We start from the raw sequence: 18,591 nt of genomic DNA, 5'->3' as shown, positions 1-18,591 counted from the left end.
GTCAGGCCGCAACGACACATGCCGCAGCCTGGTCTGGCAATAAAAGTAAAGGGCCGATCACTTGCCCAGCAGGATGCGCAAGGTACGGCGCAGCGGTTCAGCCGCCCCCCACAGGAGCTGGTCGCCGATCACGAAAGCGCTCACGTACTCCGGTCCCATGTTCAGCTTGCGCACACGGCCCACACCGACCTGCAGGCTGCCCGTGATGGAAGCCGGCGTCAGTTCCTTTTCGGTGATGCTGCGGTCGTTCGGCACCCACTTCACCCAGGGGTTGCCCGAGCGGATGATCTGTTCGATCTCTTCGAGCGGCAGATCGCGCTTGAGCTTGAGTGTCAGGCCCAGACTGTGGCAGCGCATTGCGCCGATGCGCACGCAGAGGCCGTCTACAGGAATGGTCTGCGCCGTGCCCAGGATCTTGTTGACCTCGGCCTGGCCCTTCCACTCTTCCTTCGACTGGCCGTTGTCGAGCTGCTTGTCGATCCACGGGATCAGGCCACCGGCCAGCGGCGCCGGGAAGAACTCCGTCGGCACGTATTCGCGAATCGTCTTGGCAACCTTGCGGTCGATATCGAGAATGGCGGACGCCGGGTTGGCCAGCTCATCAGCCACGGCGCCGTGGATCACGCCCATGCCCTTGAGCAGCTCGCGCATGTGGTTTGCACCCCCGCCCGAGGCTGCTTGGTAGGTCATCGAGCTGACCCATTCGACCAGCCCTTCGCGGAACAGGCCGCCCACGCCCATCAGCAGGATGGAGTTGGTGCAGTTGCCGCCGATGAAGTTCTTGGTGCCAGCCGCCACCGCGTTCTTGATGAGCGACAGGTTGACCGGGTCCAGCACGATCACGGCATCGTCTTCCATGCGCAGCGTCGAGGCGGCGTCGATCCAGTAACCGTTCCAGCCGGCAGCGCGCAGCTTCGGGAAGACTTCGGTCGTGTAGTCGCCGCCCTGGCACGTAATGATCGTGTCGCAGGCCTTCAGTGCTTCGATGTCGTTGGCGTCGGCCAGGGGCGCACTCGTCCTGGCGAATGCGGGCGCCTTGCCGCCGGCATTACTGGTGCTGAAGAACACCGTGTCGATCAGGTCGAAATCCTTCTCTTCCTGCATGCGCTGCATCAGCACGCTGCCGACCATGCCGCGCCAACCGACGAGACCTACCTTCATGATTGTGAACCTCTAGTGATTTTCCCCGCCTCAGTCGCCCGGCGTGACCGCGCGGGGAAGGCGAACGGGCACGACGGACGATCAGAAGATCGTTTTTTTGGTAATGATTTTGGTGGTCGTGCGAATCTCGACAGGCGTCATGCGAGCGCGCGCGGCGGTGCCCTTGGCGGAGATAGCCAGGGTGCCCAGAATGCCCAGTACGAGGACGGGAAGCGCGATCGAGATCATCTGCAAAAATATACACGATTTGGCGGCCACACAATGCACTGCAACATGTGTCCACCGAAAAAACGACGATTGCGGGACCGGATGTGACGGCACCGCAACGCGCGTTTCATTTACAGGGCTGCGACCACCGCGTCGCCCATCTCCACCGTACCGACCTGCTTGCAGCCCGGCGTCAGGATGTCGCCCGTGCGATAGCCCTGGGCGAGCACCTTCTTGACGGCGTTTTCGATGCGATCGGCCTGCTCGGCCTTGTTCAGCGAATAGCGCAGCATCATCGCGGCGGACAGGATCGTCGCCAGCGGGTTGGCGATCCCCTTGCCCGCGATGTCCGGCGCAGAACCGTGCGACGGCTCATACAAGCCTTTGTTGTTGGCATCGAGCGACGCCGACGGCAGCATGCCAATCGAGCCCGTCAGCATGGCCGCCTCGTCCGAGAGGATGTCGCCGAACATGTTGCCGGTGACGATCACGTCGAAGTTCTTCGGCGCCTTGACGAGCTGCATGGCCGCGTTGTCGACGTACATGTGCGACAGCTCGACCTCGGGGTACTCCTTGTGCACGTCGGTGACGATGTCCTTCCAGAACTGGAACGTCTCGAGCACGTTGGCCTTATCGACGGAGCACAGCTTCTTGCCACGCTTGGCGGCAGCCTGGAAGGCGACGTGCGCGATGCGGCGGATTTCCGGCTCGGCGTAGCGCATGGTGTCGAAGCCTTCGCGCGCGCCGGCGAACAGGCCGTCCGGCGCGGCCCGCACGCCGCGCGGCTGGCCGAAGTAGATGTCGCCATTGAGCTCCCGCACGATCAGGATGTCGAGGCCGGCCACGATCTCGGGCTTCAGGCTCGAGGCACCGGTCAGCTCCGGATAGCAGATGGCCGGGCGGAAGTTGGCGAACAGCTGCAGATGCTTGCGCAGGCCAAGGATCGCCTGCTCCGGGCGCAGCTCGCGCGGCAGCGTGTCGTACTTCCAGTCGCCCACGGCGCCGAACAGGATGGCATCGGCCTCCTTGGCCAGCTTGAGCGTGTCTTCGGGCAGCGGGTGGCCCTGGGCCTCGTAGCCCGCACCGCCTACCGGGGCGGTTTCCATCTCGAACGACTCGCCCAGCGCCTTGAGCACCTTCACTGCCTCGGCGACGATTTCCTTGCCAATGCCGTCACCCGGCAACACTGCAATCTTGGTCATGCGTATTTCCTTGTTGTTCTATCGTCAGCTCAACCGACGAGCCTGTGTGCGAGCCACGGCATCTTGGCCAGACGCTGCGCCTCGAACGCCTTGATCTTGTCTGCATAGCGCAGGGTCAGGCCGATGTCATCAAAGCCGTTGAGCAGGCAGTATTTGCGGAACGCCGTGATGTCGAACGGATATGCCGTACCGCCCGGTGTGACGACGACCTGCTTGTCCAGATCGACGGTCAGCTGATAGCCGGTGAAAGCCTGCGTCTCGTTGAACAGGTGGTCGACTTGCGACTCCGTCAGCACGATCGGCAGCAGACCGTTCTTGAAGCAGTTGTTGAAGAAGATGTCGGCAAAGCTCGGCGCGATGATGGCGCGGAAGCCGTACTGCTGCAGTGCCCACGGTGCGTGCTCGCGCGAGCTGCCGCAACCGAAGTTCTTGCGCGTCAGAAGGATCGACGCGCCTTGATAGCGCGGCTGGTTCAGCACGAAATCCGGGTTCAGCGGGCGCTTGCTGTTGTCCTGACCGGGTTCGCCGACGTCCTTGTAGCGCCATTCGTCGAACAGGTTCGGGCCAAAGCCCGTGCGCTTGATCGACTTGAGGAATTGCTTCGGGATGATGGCGTCGGTGTCGACGTTCTCGCGGTCAAGCGGCGCCACGAGGCCGGTGTGAACGATGAATTTTTCCATGATCGCTTCTTTCCTATTCCTTCCTGCTGCGACTCAGGCGAGCTTGCGCACGTCGACGAAGTGCCCTTCCAGCGCGGCCGCGGCGGCCATCGCCGGGCTCACCAGGTGCGTGCGGCCGCCAGCGCCCTGACGGCCTTCGAAGTTGCGGTTGGACGTCGATGCACAACGCTCGCCCGGCTCGAGGCGGTCAGCGTTCATCGCCAGGCACATCGAGCAGCCCGGCTCGCGCCATTCAAAGCCCGCCGCCTTGAAGATTTTGTCGAGCCCCTCGCGTTCGGCCTGTTCCTTCACGAGGCCTGAGCCCGGCACGACCATCGCCAGCTTCACGTTGGAAGCGATGCGCTTGCCCAGCTTCTGCACGACCCAGGCCGCGGCGCGCATGTCTTCGATGCGGCTGTTGGTGCACGATCCAATGAACACCTTGTCGATGTTGATATCACTGATGGCAACGTTCGGCTGCAGGCCCATGTATTCGAGCGCACGCTCCATGGCGTTGCGCTTGTTCGGGTCTTTTTCCTTCTCGGGATCCGGCACGCGGTCTTCAATGCTGACCACCATTTCAGGCGACGTGCCCCAGCTCACCTGCGGGCGGATCTCTTCAGCACGCAGCTCGACCACGCGGTCAAAGTGAGCACCTTCATCGGAATGCAGTGTGCGCCAGTACTGGACGGCCTGCTCCCACTCCACGCCCTGCGGCGCGAACGGGCGCCCCTTGATGTACTCCAGCGTCACGTCGTCCACGGCGACCATGCCGGCGCGGGCGCCAGCCTCGATCGCCATGTTGCACACCGTCATGCGGCCTTCCATCGAGAGCGCGCGAATGGCAGAGCCGCCGAACTCCATGGCGTAGCCCGTGCCGCCGGCCGTACCGATCTTGCCGATGATGGCGAGCACGATGTCCTTGGCGGTACAGCCGCTCGGCAACGTGCCCTCCACCTTCACGAGCATGTTCTTGCTCTTCTTGGCGAGCAGCGTCTGCGTGGCCAACACGTGTTCGACTTCCGACGTGCCGATGCCGTGGGCCAGCGCGCCGAATGCGCCGTGCGTGCTGGTGTGCGAATCGCCGCAGACCACCGTCATGCCCGGCAGCGTCGCGCCCTGCTCCGGCCCGATCACGTGCACGATGCCCTGGCGCTTGTCGTTCATCTTGAACTGCGTGATGCCGTAGGCGTCGCAGTTCGCATCAAGCGTATCGACCTGCAGCTTCGAGACCGGATCGGCGATGCCGTGCGAGCGGTCGGTGGTCGGCACGTTGTGATCCGACACGGCCAGATTGGCACTGATGCGCCATACGGGGCGGTTCGCCAGCTTCAGGCCCTCGAACGCCTGCGGGCTCGTCACTTCGTGCAGCAGTTGGCGATCGATGTAGAGGACGGTCGTGCCGTCTTCCTCGGTATGAACGACGTGATCGTCCCAGAGTTTGTCGTAGAGCGTCTTGGCCATGATGCGATCCGTGCACAACGCGCCATGCCTGGCGGCTGCGCGAGCAGTTTCGTGGGGAGTGACCGATTATGCCACCCGGTGCATCGGGCGCAGGACGTGACTGGCGAAAGGGGGTTTCGCCATTTCGCGAAAGCCCTGGCTGCGCGCAGACAACAAAAAACCCCGCCGGTTTCCCGGGCGGGGTTTTTGCCAGGACACGCTGGCTTAGCGCTTGTCCAGCGCCGGGACTTCGCGCAGAGCGGCGCCGTTGAACAGCTGGCGCGGGCGGCCGATCTTGTACTCCGGATCGGTGATCATCTCTTCCCACTGCGCAATCCAGCCCACCGAGCGGGCCAGCGCGAAGATACACGTGAACATCGAGGTCGGGATGCCCAGGGCGCGCTGCACGATCCCGGAGTAGAAGTCGACGTTCGGATACAGCTTGCGGCTGACGAAGTACTCGTCTTCCAGCGCGATCTTTTCCAGTTCCATGGCGAGCTTGAACAGCGGGTCGTTCTGCAGACCCAGTTCTTGCAGCACTTCGTGGCACGTCTCGCGCATCAGCTTGGCGCGCGGATCATAATTCTTGTACACCCGGTGACCGAAGCCCATCAGGCGCACGCCGCTGTTCTTGTCCTTGACCTGCTTGATGAACTCCGGAACCTTGTCGACGGTGCCGATCTCTTCCAGCATGTTCAGTGCGGCTTCGTTCGCACCGCCGTGCGCCGGGCCCCACAGGCAGGCAATGCCGGCAGCGATCGCGGCGATCGGGTTCGTGCCCGAGGAACCTGCCAGACGCACGGTCGACGTGGAGGCGTTCTGCTCGTGGTCTGCGTGGAGGATGAAGATGCGGTCCAGCGCACGCTCCAGCACCGGATTGACCTTGTACTCCTCGCACGGCGTGGCGAACATCATGCGCATGAAGTTGCCCGTGTAGGAGAGGTCGTTCTGCGGGTAGATGTTCGGCTGCCCGATGTTGTACTTGTATGCCATGGCCACCAGCGTCGGCAGCTTGGCGATCAGGCGGATCTGCGAGATCTCGCGCTCGCGCGGATCGTTGATGTTGGCGGCATCCGGGTAGAACGCGCTCATCGCGCCCACCAGACCGGTCAGGACAGCCATCGGGTGCGCGTCGCGGCGGAAACCGCGCATGAAGTACTGCATCTGTTCATGCACCATGGTGTGATGCATGACGGTGTCATTGAACTCCTGCTTCTGCTTGGCGTTCGGCAGTTCGCCCTTGAGCAGCAGGTAGCAGATTTCCAAAAAGTCGCACTTGCTGGCCAGATCGTCGATGGCATAGCCGCGATAGAGCAGTTCGCCCTTGTCGCCATCGATGTAGGTGATCTTGGAGTTGCACGACGCGGTCGACATGAAGCCGGGGTCGTACGTAAACTTCCCGGTCTGGCCATACAGCTTGCGGATGTCGATCACGTCCGGGCCAACCGTGCCCTTGTAGATCGGCAGCTCAACGCTGGGCGAGCCATCGGAAAACGATAGGGTGGCTTTCACATCGGACGGCGTCATGTCGGTTTCCTTCTCTGCTGTTTATGAAAATGAAGTCGGGAGACTCCCGCCAGACGGATCACGGATGCCTGCAGGGGGCGGCACAACCGATTCGTCTTGCGGCAACCTCTCGCGCGCCGGACTCAGACCGAGCGCAGCAAGGTCAGGACGTGCTGAACCTGCGGCACGTCGAGTGCACCTTCAGGCTCCTTGCGTGCAAGCAGGAGATCCATCAGGTCGTTGTCGGGCAGGTCGAACAACTGCGAAAGTGCGGCAACGTCGTCATCCGACAGTTCCGTCTCGTAGCGGTTGAAGAAGCGCTCGACGATGATATCGTTCTCCAGCAGACCGCGCCGGGCACGCCAGCGCAGACGCGCGCGCTTGTGCGGATCGGACTGGTGCGAGAACGTCGGAGTATTCACAGCAATCATGCTTCTGAAGAGTGTGTCGCCGGAAACCGGCTCCGGCGACACACGATGCCAAACGGCGCTGACTCGCGGCTTACACCGCGCGGCGCACCATCAATTCCTTGATCTTGCCGATGGCCTTGGTCGGGTTCAGGCCCTTCGGGCACACATCGACGCAGTTCATGATGGTGTGGCAGCGGAACAGGCGGTACGGATCTTCCAGGTTGTCCAGACGCTCGCTGGTCGCCTGGTCGCGGCTGTCGGCGATGAATCGATACGCCTGCAGCAGACCGGCCGGGCCGACGAACTTGTCCGGGTTCCACCAGAACGACGGGCATGACGTCGAGCAGCTCGCGCACAGAATGCACTCGTACAGGCCGTCCAGTTCTTCACGCTCCTCCGGCGACTGCAGACGCTCTTTCTCGGGCGGCGGCTCGTCGTTGATCAGGTACGGCTTGATCGAGTGGTACTGGTTGAAGAACTGCGTCATGTCGACGATCAGGTCGCGCACCACGGGCAGGCCCGGCAGCGGACGCAGCACGATCTTCTCCGGCAGCTCCCGCATGTTGGTGAGGCAGGCGAGACCATTCTTGCCGTTGATGTTCATGGCGTCGGAGCCGCACACGCCTTCGCGGCACGAGCGACGGAACGCGATCGACTCGTCCAGCTTCTTCAGCTTGACCAGCGCGTCGAGCAGCATGCGCTCGTGGCCGTCGAGTTCTACCTCGTAGGTCTGCATGCGGGGGGCTGCGTCCTTGTCCGGATCGTAGCGATAGACTTCAAAAATTCGCTTCATTTTTGCGGGTCCCTTATCTGAGCCGGCCGGTTAGAACGTACGCGCCTTCGGCGGCACGGTTTCCACCGTCAGCGGCTTCATCTGCACGGGCTTGTAATCGAGACGATTGCCTTCGCTGTACCACAGCGTGTGCTTGAGCCAGTTGTCATCGTCGCGGTTCGGGAAGTCGCTGTGGGCGTGCGCACCGCGCGATTCCTTGCGGGCAGCCGCCGACACCATCGTCGCCTTGGCCACTTCCACCAGGTTGGCGACTTCCAGCGCTTCGACGCGCGCGGTGTTGAACACCTTGGACTTGTCCTTTAGGTGGATGTTGGCGCCGCGCTCGGCCACTTCCATGATGCGCTGCACGCCTTCGTCCATGAGCGCCTGCGTGCGGAACACGCCCGCGTGCGACTGCATGTTGCGGCGGATATCGTTGGCCACGTCCTGCGCGTACTCGCCCGACGTGGACGAATCCAGCTTCGCCAGACGCTCCAGCGCACGGTCGGCAGCGTCGGCCGGCAGCGGCTTGTGCTCGCGGTTCTTCAGGTTCTGCGCAATGATGTGGTTGCCCGCCGAACGGCCGAAGACCACAAGGTCCAGCAGCGAGTTCGTGCCCAGGCGGTTGGCGCCGTGCACCGACACGCACGAGCATTCGCCGATGGCGTAGAAACCGTTGACGACTTCGTTCGGGTTGCCGTTCTTCGGCACCACGACCTGGCCGTGATAGTTCGTCGGAATACCGCCCATCTGGTAGTGGATGGTCGGCACCACCGGAATCGGCTCCTTGATCGCGTCCACGTTGGCGAACTTGAGGCCGATCTCCCGGATGGACGGCAGACGCTTCATGATGGTCTCGGCGCCGACGTGGGTCAGGTCGAGCAGCACGTAGTCGCCGTTCGGGCCGCAGCCGCGGCCTTCCTTGATTTCCTGGTCCATCGAGCGCGACACGAAGTCACGCGGCGCCAGATCCTTCAGCGTCGGGGCATAGCGCTCCATGAAGCGCTCGCCGTCCTTGTTGCGCAGGATGCCGCCTTCCCCGCGCACGCCTTCCGTGATCAGCACACCCGCGCCGGCCACGCCGGTCGGGTGGAACTGCCAGAACTCCATGTCTTCCAGCGGGATGCCGGCGCGCGCGGCCATGCCCAGGCCATCGCCCGTGTTGATGAAGGCGTTGGTGGAGGCCGCGTAGATACGGCCGGCACCGCCCGTGGCGAACAGCGTCGCCTTGGCTTCGAGGATGTAGACCTCGCCGGTTTCCATTTCGAGCGCGGTCACGCCCAGCACATCGCCTTCCTGGTCGCGGATCAGATCCAGCGCCATCCATTCGACGAAGAAGTGGGTCTTGGCGCGCACGTTGCGCTGATACAGCGTGTGCAGCAGCGCGTGGCCGGTGCGGTCAGCCGCAGCGCAGGCACGCTGCACGGGCTTCTCGCCGTAGTTCGACGTGTGGCCGCCGAACGGACGCTGGTAGATGGTGCCGTCGGCGTTGCGGTCGAACGGCATGCCGAAGTGTTCCAGCTCATAGACCACGTTCGGTGCCTGGCGGCACATGAATTCGATCGCGTCCTGGTCGCCGAGCCAGTCGGAACCTTTGACGGTGTCGTAGAAGTGATAGTGCCAGTTGTCTTCGCTCATGTTGCCGAGCGACGCCCCGATGCCACCCTGCGCCGCCACGGTGTGCGAGCGGGTGGGGAACACCTTGGACAGCACGGCCACGGAAAGGCCGGCTTCTGCCAGCTGCAGCGATGCACGCATGCCCGAACCGCCCGCACCGACGATCACGACGTCGAATTTGCGGCGCGGCAGCCCAGTCTTGACTGCGACCATGTCTTAAACCCTCCAGAGAATCTGAGCTGCGTAGCCCGCACAACCGACGAGCCACAGAATCGTCAACACTTGCAGCGTCAAACGCACTGCCACGGGCTTCACGTAGTCCATCCAGATATCGCGCACACCGATCCAGGCGTGATACGCAAGCGACAGGAGCGCCAGGAACGTCAGCAGCTTCATCCACTGGTTGGCGAAGAGCCCAGCCCAGCTTTGATAGGACGTGTCTTTCGAGAGCAGGAAGGCGGCCAGCAGCACGATGGTGTAGACCGCCATGATCACGGCGGTGACACGCTGCGCGAGGAAATCCTTCAGGCCGTAGTGCGCGCCGACGACGAGGCGCTTGGGACCGATATTGTTATTTGCCATCAGACGCTCCTCAGAACAGGCCGAACAGCTTGGCGCCGAACACGACGGTCAGCAGCAGGCTCACGATGAGCACGCTGACAGCCGACTTGGAAGCCGACGTCTTGTCGATGCCGATATGCAGATCAAGGATCAGGTAGCGGATGCCGGCGCAGAAATGGTGCAGATACGCCCAGATGAGTGCGAGGACGACGACCTTGGCGAAGCCGTTGGACAGAAGCGCCGAGAACTTGGCGAAACTGATTTCCGAGGTGATGCTCTGCTCGAACAGATACAGCACGAACGGAAGAAGAAGGAACATCAGCGCACCGCTGGCACGATGCAGGATGGACACCTTACCGGCCCAGGGCAAGCGGTAGCGGGCGATGTCGCCCAAACCGATGTTCCTGAATTCCGGCCTGGCTTTCTTGATGGCTTCTGCCATGGTCAGACCCCAATTGGCTAATCAACAAACAAAACTGCTTTGCACAAATCCGCGAGATTCTAGCGCGCTTTTGTTGCGCAGCGCACCAATAATTCCATCCGCCGCGCTCCACTTTTGTGCTTCCTGCCCTCGCCTGCCAGTGGCGTGACACGGGGGCGATTGTCCTCTCTACACCGCCTTCACGACGCGCAATGCGCTGTTGCGCGCCACACAAATCACGACGCTGTCGGGGCCGCGGAAGCCGGCCCCGACTCCACCGCGTCGTCAATTCAATTCGTTCTGGTAGTAATGCCGCGTCGTGACGTAGAGACCACGGCGCAATTCCACCGGTTTGTCGCCGAACGTGTGCGAGACGCGCTCCACCGACAGCAACGGCGAGCCGGCTGTCACCGACAGCAGCTCGGCGGTGGCCGCATCGGCCGCGACCGCGCGGATCCGCTCCGTGGCACGCAGCATGCGCACGCCGAATTCCGCCTCGAAGAACGCGTACATCGGGCCCTTCCACTCGGTCAGCTTCTCGGCCGTCAGTCCCTTGAAGCTCGCGCCGGGCAGCCAGATCTCTTCAAACACGGTGGGCTCGCCGGAAAAGAACAGCACGCGACGGATCTGCACGACGCTGTCGCCGGCCTTGAGCTCGAGCAGGCGCGCGATCTCGGCCGGTGCGCGCAGGCGCTTGCACTCGAGCACACGACTGCTCGGATAGTGCTGCTCGCCCTGCTCCGGCATCAGGCGCAAGAATCGGAACTGGACGCCCTCTTCGTAATGCGTGGTGACGAACGTGCCCTTGCCCTGCCGCCGTGCCACCAGGTTTTCGGCTGCCAACTCGTCGATCGCCTTGCGCACCGTCCCCTGGCTGACCTTGTAGCGGGCCGCCAATTCCATTTCGCTGGGGATCATCTCGCCGGGCTTCCACTCGCCGGCTTGCAGGCTTTGCAGGATCAGCGTCTTGATCTGCTGGTACAGCGGACTGAACGTGGGTGAGCCGCCCCCTGTGCCCGCAGGTGCAGGCGACGCGCCCGCCTCACCGCCCGAAGACGGCGGCATGGCAGCGGATTGAGGGCTTGATGTGCTCGACATAACCGCCGATTTCACCACAAAAGCGACAAAGGCGTCCAGCCCGTTTATAGAATGTCTTATGTCTTATATAAGACAGAAGATTGATTGACTTTGAATTGAGGCCGGGCCTACACTCGCGCCTGTTCCGGGCGACGAGGCGCACCCATGCCACGACGGCCCCAAGGTCAATCGCAAGTGTGTTTCCACATCGCCATGCGGACGCAGTAAACTGCGAGGCTCTTGCCGATTCCGAGCCGTCCGCCCATGAGGCGCCGACCGTTGCCGGCAATGCCTGCGAGGCTGCACTCGCATCCCGCCAGGATGCCCGCCGCGCGCAGTGCGATCCGCTTTCACTACCGTTTGGAGAGTTCTCATGGCAAAAGCACCCATGCGCGTCGCAGTGACCGGCGCTGCTGGACAGATCGGTTACGCCCTGCTGTTCCGCATCGCCGCCGGCGAAATGCTGGGCAAGGATCAGCCCGTCATCCTGCAACTGCTGGAAATCCCCGATGAGAAGGCCCAGAAGGCACTCAAGGGCGTGATGATGGAGATCGAAGACTGCGCCTTCCCGCTGCTGGCCGGTATGGAAGCCCACTCCGACCCGATGACCGCGTTCAAGGACGTCGACGTGGCCCTGCTGGTGGGCGCCCGCCCCCGCGGCCCGGGCATGGAGCGCAAGGACCTGCTCTCCGCCAACGCGCAGATCTTCACGGCACAGGGCAAGGCCCTGAACGCCGTTGCCAAGCGCGACGTCAAGGTGCTGGTGGTCGGCAACCCGGCCAACACGAACGCCTACATCGCCATGAAGTCGGCGCCGGACCTGCCGCGCGAGAACTTCACCGCCATGCTGCGCCTGGACCACAACCGCGCCCTGTCGCAGATCGCCGCCAAGACCGGCAAGCCGGTGTCCTCGATCGAAAAGCTGTTCGTGTGGGGCAACCACAGCCCGACCATGTACGCCGACTACCGCTACGCCACCATCGAGGGCAAGAGCGTCAAGGACATGATCAACGACCCGGTATGGAACAACGACGTGTTCCTGCCGACCGTCGGCAAGCGCGGCGCCGCCATCATCGAGGCGCGCGGCCTGTCCTCGGCTGCATCGGCTGCCAACGCCGCCATCGACCACGTGCGCGACTGGGTGCTCGGCTCCAACGGCAGGATCGTGACGATGGGCGTGCCGTCCAACGGCGAATACGGCATTCCGAAGGACGTGATGTTCGGCTTCCCGGTCACGACCGAGAACGGCAAATACAAGATCGTCGAAGGCCTGGAGATCGACGAGTACAGCCAAGGCAAGATCAACATCACGCTCAAGGAACTGCAGGAAGAGCAGGATGGCGTGAAGCACCTGCTGGGCTGATCGCATGATCTGACGAAGAAACCGGAGGCGGTCGCCAGCGAACCCTCCGGTTTTTTCACATCCGAACCCTGGCGCCACGCAGGACATGCCACCCAACCCTTACAACGCAGTGCATCCCACCGAGGTTTTGTTCCAGGACGATGCCATGCCGGCGCAACTGCCTGTCTGCGACCACTACGCGGGCGCGGAAAGGCTGATGCGCAAGTCGCTCGCCCTGCAACAAGCCCTTGGCCCGGTGTTCGACATCACGTTCGATTGCGAGGACGGCGCCGCCGTCGGCCAGGAGCGCGCGCATGCCGAACTCGCCGCCGCGCTCATCAACAGCGACGACAACCACTTCAACCGCGTCGGCGTCCGCATTCACGACCCGAACCACGACGCGTGGACGCAGGACGTCGACATCCTCGTGGGCCAGGCAGGCAGCCGTCTTGCTTACGTGACCGTGCCGAAGGTGCGCGACGTGGTGGAAGTCGCGCGCGTGACCGATCGCGTGAACCAGGCCGCCAGGGCAGCCGGCATTGCGCGGCACCTGCCCATCCACGTGCTGATCGAAACGCATGGCGCGCTCGCGCAGGTGTTCGACATTGCGTCGCTGGTGCAGGTGGAATGCCTGAGCTTCGGGCTGATGGATTTCGTCTCGGCGCACAACGGCGCGATCCCGGGCGCGGCGATGGGCTCGCCGGAACAGTTCGAGCATCCGCTGATCCGCCGCGCGCTGGCCGAGATTTCCGCCGCGTGCCACGCGCACGGCAAGGTGCCATCGCACAACGTCAGCACCGACATCAAGCATCCGGAACGCGCCGGCAGCGACGCTGCGCGCGCCCGCAGCGAATTCGGCTACCTGCGCAAATGGAGTATCCATCCGGACCAGATTGCGCCGATCGTGTCCGCATTCCGCCCGTCGCACGAAGAAGTGACACACGCGGCCGCCATTCTTGCCGCAGCGCAGGACGCGTCGTGGGGACCGATCCAGCATGACGGCCGCCTGCACGACCGCGCAAGCTATCGGTACTGGTGGGCCGTGCTGCAACGCGCTCACGCGACGGGCGTCGACATGCCGGCCGAAGCTGCCGCGCGTTTCTTCGGATAGAAAAAGGAGACCCGACATGACTGCCACCCCGCAAACCAGCGCAGGCGCGCGTTTCCGCCAGGCCCTGGCGGAAGAATCGCCGTTGCAGATCGTCGGCGCGATCAATGCCAACCACGCCCTGCTCGCCAAGCGCGCCGGCTACCGCGCGATCTACCTGTCGGGCGGCGGCGTGGCGGCCGGCTCGCTGGGCTTGCCCGACCTGGGCATCTCGGGCCTGGACGACGTGCTGACCGACGTGCGCCGCATCACGGACGTGTGCGATGTGCCGCTGCTCGTGGATGTCGATACCGGCTTTGGCGCTTCCGCATTCAACGTCGCCCGCACGACCAAGTCGCTCATCAAGTTCGGTGCGGCGGCCATGCATATCGAAGACCAGGTCGGCGCGAAGCGCTGCGGCCATCGCCCGAACAAGGAGATTGTCTCGAAAGACGAGATGGTGGACCGCATCAAGGCCGCCGTCGACGCGCGCACGGACGCCAGCTTCGTCGTCATGGCCCGCACCGATGCGCTGGCCGTCGAAGGCCTGGACCGCGCCCTGGAGCGCGCCGTGGCTTGCGTCGAGGCCGGCGCGGACGCCATCTTTCCCGAAGCGATGACGGAACTGTCGATGTATCGCAAGTTCGTCGATGCGGTAAAGGTGCCGGTGCTGGCCAACATCACCGAGTTTGGCCAGACGCCGCTGTTTACGCGCGAGGAACTGGCCTCGGCGGGCGTGTCGATGATCCTGTACCCGCTGTCCGCCTTCCGCGCGATGAACAAGGCGGCGGAGAACGTCTACGCCGCCATCCGGCGCGACGGCACGCAGAAGAACGTCGTCGACACCATGCAGACGCGCATGGAACTGTACGAAAGCATCGGTTACCACGATTACGAGGCCAGGCTCGACGCGCTGTTCGCACAGAACCGCGGTTGAGCCGGGCAGCCTATCCACCCCTCAGACAAGGAGAACGGAAGACGAAACAGCGAGGCAGGCTGGACGGAAACGGTGCGTGGCACGCGCATGCAACAGAACGTTGGGCGCGGCGTCCAAATCGGTCAAAATACCGGCCGGTGCGCGCCACGCCTGGGCCATCCCGGCCAGGACAGCCGCCTCCCTGATCCAGTCTTACCGAAGGAAACCCTATGAACAAATTCATCGTGGGCGCTTGCGCCGGCGTTCTGTCGCTGGCCGCATCGCAGTATGCAACCGCCCAGACTTCGACCACCGCCAAGCCGGCCGCCAAGAAGAAGGCTCCGACCAAGAAGAAGGCTGCCAAGAAAGCGGCTCCGGTCGCCGCTGCAGAGCAGCCCGAAGGCGTGCAGTGGAAGTGCGAGCTCGGCAATGACCTGTACATCAAGGGCGACATGGCCCGCGACCAGATCATCACGTTGCACTGGAAGGGCAAGAACTACCAGCTGCCGCGCCAGATGACCCGCACCGGCGCCGACCGCTACTTCGACCAGAAGACGGGGATGGACTTGGTGGTCATTCCGTCCAAGGCGATGCTGTTCGACCGCAATGAAGGCCACCGCCTGGCGGACGAGTGCCAGACCGCCGAAATGGCGGCCGGTGCTCCGGCACCGACGCAAGCCGGCGCCCTGCGCGCTCCGGCGGGCCTGCCGCTGATGATGCAGGACAGCGCTGCTCCGGCACCCGCCCCGGCGCCCGCTCCGGAAGGCGCCCAGCCGGCCAAGCAGTAAGCGCAGGATTGCGCCAGTGGCTATGGGCGACGGGCCAGTGCGCGACCGTGTCGGTCCCGCACCTGCCGCCCAGGCTCTGACGCATGGAACATCGCGGCCGGAATCCCGCCGCGGCCCATCTTCGGCTGCCAGCCGGCCGGAGATGACAAAGATGCCGTCACCCACGCATGGAGGTGTCGCCGAGGACCATGCGTGGAGGACATGCAGTGCAACGAACATCACGACCGCCCGCACGCGCCGATCGCCAGCGCGATCGCCGTCCGACCGACGACGGCAAGGCGCTCGCGGCAGTCGTGCTGGAGTTGGTTTGTACGTGATTTGACTGGTTGATTTGACGTCTCTGCAACGGACGCCCTCAAGCGCCCCGCGCATCCCTAAGCCTTGGAGTCATGCCATGCCCCACAACCTGAATAAAACACTCAAGGAATTCAAGATCAACGGCGGCCAGACCGGCAAGTTCCATTCCCTGCCGCAACTGGGCAAGGAACTGGGCGTGGCGATCGAGCGCCTGCCGGTGTCGATCCGGATCGTGCTGGAATCCGTGCTGCGCAACTGCGACGGCAAGAAGGTGACCGAGGAGCACGTCGAACAACTGGCGAACTGGAAGCCGAACGCCGAGCGCGTCGACGAAATCCCGTTCGTGGTCGCCCGCGTGGTGCTGCAGGACTTTACCGGCGTGCCGCTGCTGGCGGACCTCGCCGCCATGCGCAACGTGGCCTCGCGCATGGGCAAGGACCCCAAGAAGATCGAGCCGCTCGTGCCGGTCGACCTGGTGGTCGACCACTCGGTGCAGATCGACCACTTCCGCGAGAAGAAGGCGCTCGACCTGAACATGCAGCTGGAATTCCAGCGCAACAACGAGCGCTACCAGTTCATGAAGTGGGGCATGCAGGCGTTTGATACGTTCGGCGTGGTGCAGCCGGGCTTCGGCATCGTCCACCAGGTCAACCTGGAATACCTGGCGCGCGGCGTCCATAAAAAGGACGGCGTGTACTACCCGGATACGCTGGTCGGCACCGACAGCCACACCACCATGATCAACGGCATCGGCGTGGTCGGCTGGGGCGTGGGCGGCATCGAAGCCGAAGCCGGCATGCTCGGCCAGCCGGTGTACTTCCTGACGCCCGACGTGGTCGGCGTGGAGCTCAAGGGCCGCCTGCGCGAAGGCGTGACAGCCACCGACCTGGTGCTCACCATCACCGAAATGCTGCGCAAGGAAAAGGTCGTCGGCAAGTTCGTCGAGTTCTTCGGCGAAGGCACGGCCAGCCTGTCGCTGCCGGACCGCGCGACCATCGGCAACATGGCGCCGGAATACGGCGCGACGATGGGCTTCTTCCCGGTGGACGAAAAGACGGTCGAGTACTTCAAGGGCACCGGCCGCACTGAAGAAGAAATCGCCGCGTTCGAGGCCTACTTCAAGGCCCAGAAGCTGTTCGGCATCCCGAAGGCCGGCGAGATCGACTATACCAAGACGCTCACGCTGGACCTCGGCACGGTGGCCCCGTCGCTGGCCGGCCCGAAGCGCCCGCAAGACCGCATCGAAATCGGGAACGTGAAGTCGACGTTCTCGTCGCTGTTCTCGAGGCCGGTGGCCGAGAACGGCTTCAACAAGGACGCAGCCGACCTCGACAAGACCTACACGACGAGCAACGGCGTGAACGTGAAGAACGGCGACGTGCTGATCGCCGCCATCACGTCGTGCACGAACACCTCCAACCCGAGCGTGCTGCTGGCAGCCGGTCTGCTGGCCAAGAAGGCCGTGGAAGCCGGCCTGGAAGTCGCGCCGCACATCAAGACCTCGCTCGCCCCGGGCAGCCGCGTGGTGACGAAGTACCTGGAGGCTGCCGGCCTGCTGCCGTACCTCGAAAAGCTGGGCTTCGGCGTGACGGCCTACGGCTGCACCACCTGCATCGGCAACGCCGGCGACCTGACGCCCGAGCTGAACGAAGCCATCGTGAAGAACGACATCGTGGCCGCCGCCGTGCTGTCGGGCAACCGCAACTTTGAGGCGCGCATTCACCCGAACATCCGCGCCAACTTCCTCGCTTCGCCGCCGCTGGTCGTGGCATACGCGATCGCCGGCAACGTGACGCGCGACCTGATGACCGAGCCGGTCGGCAAGGGCAAGAAGGGGCAGGACGTCTACCTGGGCGACATCTGGCCGAGCTCGGACGAGATCGCCAAGCTGATGAAGTTCGCGATGAACGCCGACACGTTCCGCACCAACTACGAGCAGGTCAAGAAGCCGTCCAAGCTGTGGGCCAACGTCAAGGGCACGAAGGGCCAGGTCTACGACTGGCCGAAGTCGACGTACATTGCCGAGCCGCCGTTCTTCGAAGGCTTCGACATGACGCCGGCCGCCGCATCGGCATCGGTCAAGGGCGCACGTGCGCTGGGCGTGTTCGGCGACTCGGTGACGACCGACCACATCTCCCCGGCCGGTTCGATAAAGGAAACGTCGCCCGCCGGCAAGTACCTGCTGGCCAACGGCGTGCTCAAGGCCGACTTCAACAGCTACGGCTCGCGCCGCGGCAACCATGAGGTGATGATGCGCGGCACGTTTGCCAACGTGCGCATCAAGAACCTGATGATCCCCCCGAAGGCCGACGGCTCGCGTGTGGAAGGCGGCGAGACGCTGTTCCAGCCGAGCGGCGAGCAGATGTCGATCTACGACGCAGCCATGAAGTACATCGCCGAAGGCACGCCAACGGTCGTGTTTGGCGGCGAAGAGTACGGCACGGGCAGCTCGCGCGACTGGGCCGCCAAAGGCACGCAGCTGCTGGGCGTGAAGGCCGTGATCGCGCGCAGCTTCGAGCGCATCCACCGCTCCAACCTGGTCGGCATGGGCGTGCTGCCGCTGCAGTTCAAGGGCAATGACTCGGCGCAGTCGCTGGGCATCGTGGGCAACGAGACCTTCGACATCGAAGGCCTGGAAGGCGAAATCAGGCCGCAACAGGACGTTACCCTGGTGATCCATCGCGCCAACGGCGAGACGCAGCGTGTGCCGCTGCTGCTGCGCATCGACACGCCGATCGAGGTCGACTACTACAAGCACGGCGGCATCCTGCCGTTCGTGCTGCGCCAGTTGCTGGCCGCCTGAGCCAACGCTGCGCTGCCGCAGATCGAAGCCGGCTCTTCGGAGCCGGCTTTTTTATTGCTTGTGACCCGTCCTGAATAAGGTTGACACTTTTTCCTGGTGGAGCAAGGAGAGTCAAGATGCAAGGGGCAAAGAAGCGAACGCAGCGGGACTACAGTCTGGCTTTTACGCTGTCGGTCGTGGAGCAGGTCGAAAGAGGCGAACTGCGCTACAGGCAGGCGCAGCAGCGGTACGCAATCCAGGGTCGCTCGACGGTGCTGTCCAAGGGCTGAGTGTCGAGCGGGCCTGCCGATACATCGGCATCAGCCGCCAGGCGTACTACAAG

17 protein-coding genes and 1 pseudogene are annotated in these 18,591 nt (G+C 63.7%); 6 read left to right on the top strand and 12 right to left on the bottom strand.

Annotation, left to right across the window (positions count from 1 at the left end):
• Nucleotides 1-57: 57 nt before the first annotated feature.
• The 12 genes from asd to KHN96_RS21240 form a co-directional block, all read right to left on the bottom strand.
• Nucleotides 58-1,161 (bottom strand): aspartate-semialdehyde dehydrogenase, encoded by a 1,104-nt coding sequence (asd, locus tag KHN96_RS21295; RefSeq protein WP_062738401.1) that lies wholly within the window; start codon nt 1,159-1,161, stop codon nt 58-60.
• An 81-nt stretch (nt 1,162-1,242) separates the two neighbouring features.
• Entirely contained in the window at nt 1,243-1,419 is a 177-nt protein-coding gene (locus KHN96_RS21290) for a hypothetical protein (RefSeq protein WP_158656377.1), read from the bottom strand.
• Nucleotides 1,420-1,499: 80 nt separating this feature from the next.
• Complete coding sequence (gene leuB, locus KHN96_RS21285; RefSeq protein WP_045787174.1) at nt 1,500-2,570, bottom strand: 3-isopropylmalate dehydrogenase; 1,071 nt, start codon at nt 2,568-2,570, stop codon at nt 1,500-1,502.
• A gap of 29 nt (nt 2,571-2,599) precedes the next feature.
• The gene (gene leuD, locus KHN96_RS21280; protein WP_062738400.1) at nt 2,600-3,250 is read right to left on the bottom strand and encodes a 3-isopropylmalate dehydratase small subunit; all 651 of its coding nucleotides are present in this window, start codon (nt 3,248-3,250) and stop codon (nt 2,600-2,602) included.
• A 33-nt stretch (nt 3,251-3,283) separates the two neighbouring features.
• Complete coding sequence (gene leuC / locus KHN96_RS21275) at nt 3,284-4,693, bottom strand: 3-isopropylmalate dehydratase large subunit (protein WP_062738527.1); 1,410 nt, start codon at nt 4,691-4,693, stop codon at nt 3,284-3,286.
• A 204-nt stretch (nt 4,694-4,897) separates the two neighbouring features.
• Complete coding sequence (gene gltA / locus KHN96_RS21270; RefSeq protein ID WP_045787176.1) at nt 4,898-6,199, bottom strand: citrate synthase; 1,302 nt, start codon at nt 6,197-6,199, stop codon at nt 4,898-4,900.
• A 122-nt stretch (nt 6,200-6,321) separates the two neighbouring features.
• Nucleotides 6,322-6,609, bottom strand: a complete 288-nt coding sequence (locus KHN96_RS21265) for an FAD assembly factor SdhE (protein WP_045787177.1) — start codon at nt 6,607-6,609, stop codon at nt 6,322-6,324.
• A gap of 70 nt (nt 6,610-6,679) precedes the next feature.
• The gene (locus KHN96_RS21260) at nt 6,680-7,381 is read right to left on the bottom strand and encodes a succinate dehydrogenase iron-sulfur subunit (protein WP_009241007.1); all 702 of its coding nucleotides are present in this window, start codon (nt 7,379-7,381) and stop codon (nt 6,680-6,682) included.
• A 30-nt stretch (nt 7,382-7,411) separates the two neighbouring features.
• On the bottom strand, nt 7,412-9,190 hold the full coding sequence (gene sdhA / locus KHN96_RS21255) for a succinate dehydrogenase flavoprotein subunit (protein WP_045787178.1): 1,779 nt from the start codon (nt 9,188-9,190) through the stop codon (nt 7,412-7,414).
• Between the two features lie 3 nt (nt 9,191-9,193).
• Nucleotides 9,194-9,559, bottom strand: coding sequence for a succinate dehydrogenase, hydrophobic membrane anchor protein (gene sdhD, locus KHN96_RS21250; RefSeq protein WP_045787179.1), 366 nt, complete (start codon nt 9,557-9,559; stop codon nt 9,194-9,196).
• A gap of 10 nt (nt 9,560-9,569) precedes the next feature.
• The gene (gene sdhC / locus KHN96_RS21245) at nt 9,570-9,980 is read right to left on the bottom strand and encodes a succinate dehydrogenase, cytochrome b556 subunit (RefSeq protein ID WP_045787180.1); all 411 of its coding nucleotides are present in this window, start codon (nt 9,978-9,980) and stop codon (nt 9,570-9,572) included.
• 264 nt (nt 9,981-10,244) lie between these two features.
• Entirely contained in the window at nt 10,245-11,057 is an 813-nt protein-coding gene (locus KHN96_RS21240; RefSeq protein WP_045787181.1) for a GntR family transcriptional regulator, read from the bottom strand.
• Between the two features lie 352 nt (nt 11,058-11,409).
• Between KHN96_RS21240 and KHN96_RS21235 the strand changes: the two genes are divergently transcribed.
• From KHN96_RS21235 to KHN96_RS21210, 6 genes and pseudogenes are all read left to right on the top strand, one after another.
• Nucleotides 11,410-12,399 (top strand): malate dehydrogenase, encoded by a 990-nt coding sequence (locus tag KHN96_RS21235; protein ID WP_062738399.1) that lies wholly within the window; start codon nt 11,410-11,412, stop codon nt 12,397-12,399.
• Between the two features lie 109 nt (nt 12,400-12,508).
• A complete protein-coding gene (locus tag KHN96_RS21230; RefSeq protein WP_045787894.1) occupies nt 12,509-13,489 on the top strand; it encodes an HpcH/HpaI aldolase/citrate lyase family protein in 981 nt (326 codons plus the stop codon).
• A 16-nt stretch (nt 13,490-13,505) separates the two neighbouring features.
• Nucleotides 13,506-14,402 carry a methylisocitrate lyase gene (gene prpB / locus KHN96_RS21225; RefSeq protein ID WP_062738398.1) on the top strand — a complete coding sequence of 299 codons (897 nt, stop codon included), beginning with the start codon at nt 13,506-13,508 and terminating at the stop codon, nt 14,400-14,402.
• A gap of 209 nt (nt 14,403-14,611) precedes the next feature.
• On the top strand, nt 14,612-15,169 hold the full coding sequence (locus KHN96_RS21220) for a hypothetical protein (protein ID WP_062738397.1): 558 nt from the start codon (nt 14,612-14,614) through the stop codon (nt 15,167-15,169).
• A 394-nt stretch (nt 15,170-15,563) separates the two neighbouring features.
• Nucleotides 15,564-18,269, top strand: a complete 2,706-nt coding sequence (gene acnA / locus KHN96_RS21215) for an aconitate hydratase AcnA (RefSeq protein ID WP_062738396.1) — start codon at nt 15,564-15,566, stop codon at nt 18,267-18,269.
• 116 nt (nt 18,270-18,385) lie between these two features.
• Nucleotides 18,386-18,526 (top strand): annotated as a pseudogene (locus KHN96_RS21210) (IS3 family transposase); the annotation flags it as partial.
• Nucleotides 18,527-18,591: the final 65 nt, after the last annotated feature.

Source organism: Ralstonia mannitolilytica (genome assembly GCF_905397375.1).
Taxonomy (GTDB): domain Bacteria; phylum Pseudomonadota; class Gammaproteobacteria; order Burkholderiales; family Burkholderiaceae; genus Ralstonia; species Ralstonia mannitolilytica.
This window is presented reverse-complemented; position numbering and strand designations above follow the sequence as displayed.

Excerpts from the sequence above, each read along its gene's own strand:
- leuC (WP_062738527.1), bottom strand. The coding sequence starts at position 4,693 with ATGGCCAAGACGCTCTACGACAAACTCTGGGACGATCACGTCGTTCAT.
- asd (WP_062738401.1), bottom strand. The coding sequence starts at position 1,161 with ATGAAGGTAGGTCTCGTCGGTTGGCGCGGCATGGTCGGCAGCGTGCTG.
- leuB (WP_045787174.1), bottom strand. The coding sequence starts at position 2,570 with ATGACCAAGATTGCAGTGTTGCCGGGTGACGGCATTGGCAAGGAAATC.
- sdhC (WP_045787180.1), bottom strand. The coding sequence starts at position 9,980 with ATGGCAGAAGCCATCAAGAAAGCCAGGCCGGAATTCAGGAACATCGGT.
- KHN96_RS21260 (WP_009241007.1), bottom strand. The coding sequence starts at position 7,381 with ATGAAGCGAATTTTTGAAGTCTATCGCTACGATCCGGACAAGGACGCA.
- KHN96_RS21220 (WP_062738397.1), top strand. The coding sequence starts at position 14,612 with ATGAACAAATTCATCGTGGGCGCTTGCGCCGGCGTTCTGTCGCTGGCC.
- sdhA (WP_045787178.1), bottom strand. The coding sequence starts at position 9,190 with ATGGTCGCAGTCAAGACTGGGCTGCCGCGCCGCAAATTCGACGTCGTG.
- gltA (WP_045787176.1), bottom strand. The coding sequence starts at position 6,199 with ATGACGCCGTCCGATGTGAAAGCCACCCTATCGTTTTCCGATGGCTCG.
- sdhD (WP_045787179.1), bottom strand. The coding sequence starts at position 9,559 with ATGGCAAATAACAATATCGGTCCCAAGCGCCTCGTCGTCGGCGCGCAC.
- KHN96_RS21235 (WP_062738399.1), top strand. The coding sequence starts at position 11,410 with ATGGCAAAAGCACCCATGCGCGTCGCAGTGACCGGCGCTGCTGGACAG.
- prpB (WP_062738398.1), top strand. The coding sequence starts at position 13,506 with ATGACTGCCACCCCGCAAACCAGCGCAGGCGCGCGTTTCCGCCAGGCC.
- acnA (WP_062738396.1), top strand. The coding sequence starts at position 15,564 with ATGCCCCACAACCTGAATAAAACACTCAAGGAATTCAAGATCAACGGC.
- KHN96_RS21265 (WP_045787177.1), bottom strand. The coding sequence starts at position 6,609 with ATGATTGCTGTGAATACTCCGACGTTCTCGCACCAGTCCGATCCGCAC.
- leuD (WP_062738400.1), bottom strand. The coding sequence starts at position 3,250 with ATGGAAAAATTCATCGTTCACACCGGCCTCGTGGCGCCGCTTGACCGC.
- KHN96_RS21240 (WP_045787181.1), bottom strand. The coding sequence starts at position 11,057 with ATGTCGAGCACATCAAGCCCTCAATCCGCTGCCATGCCGCCGTCTTCG.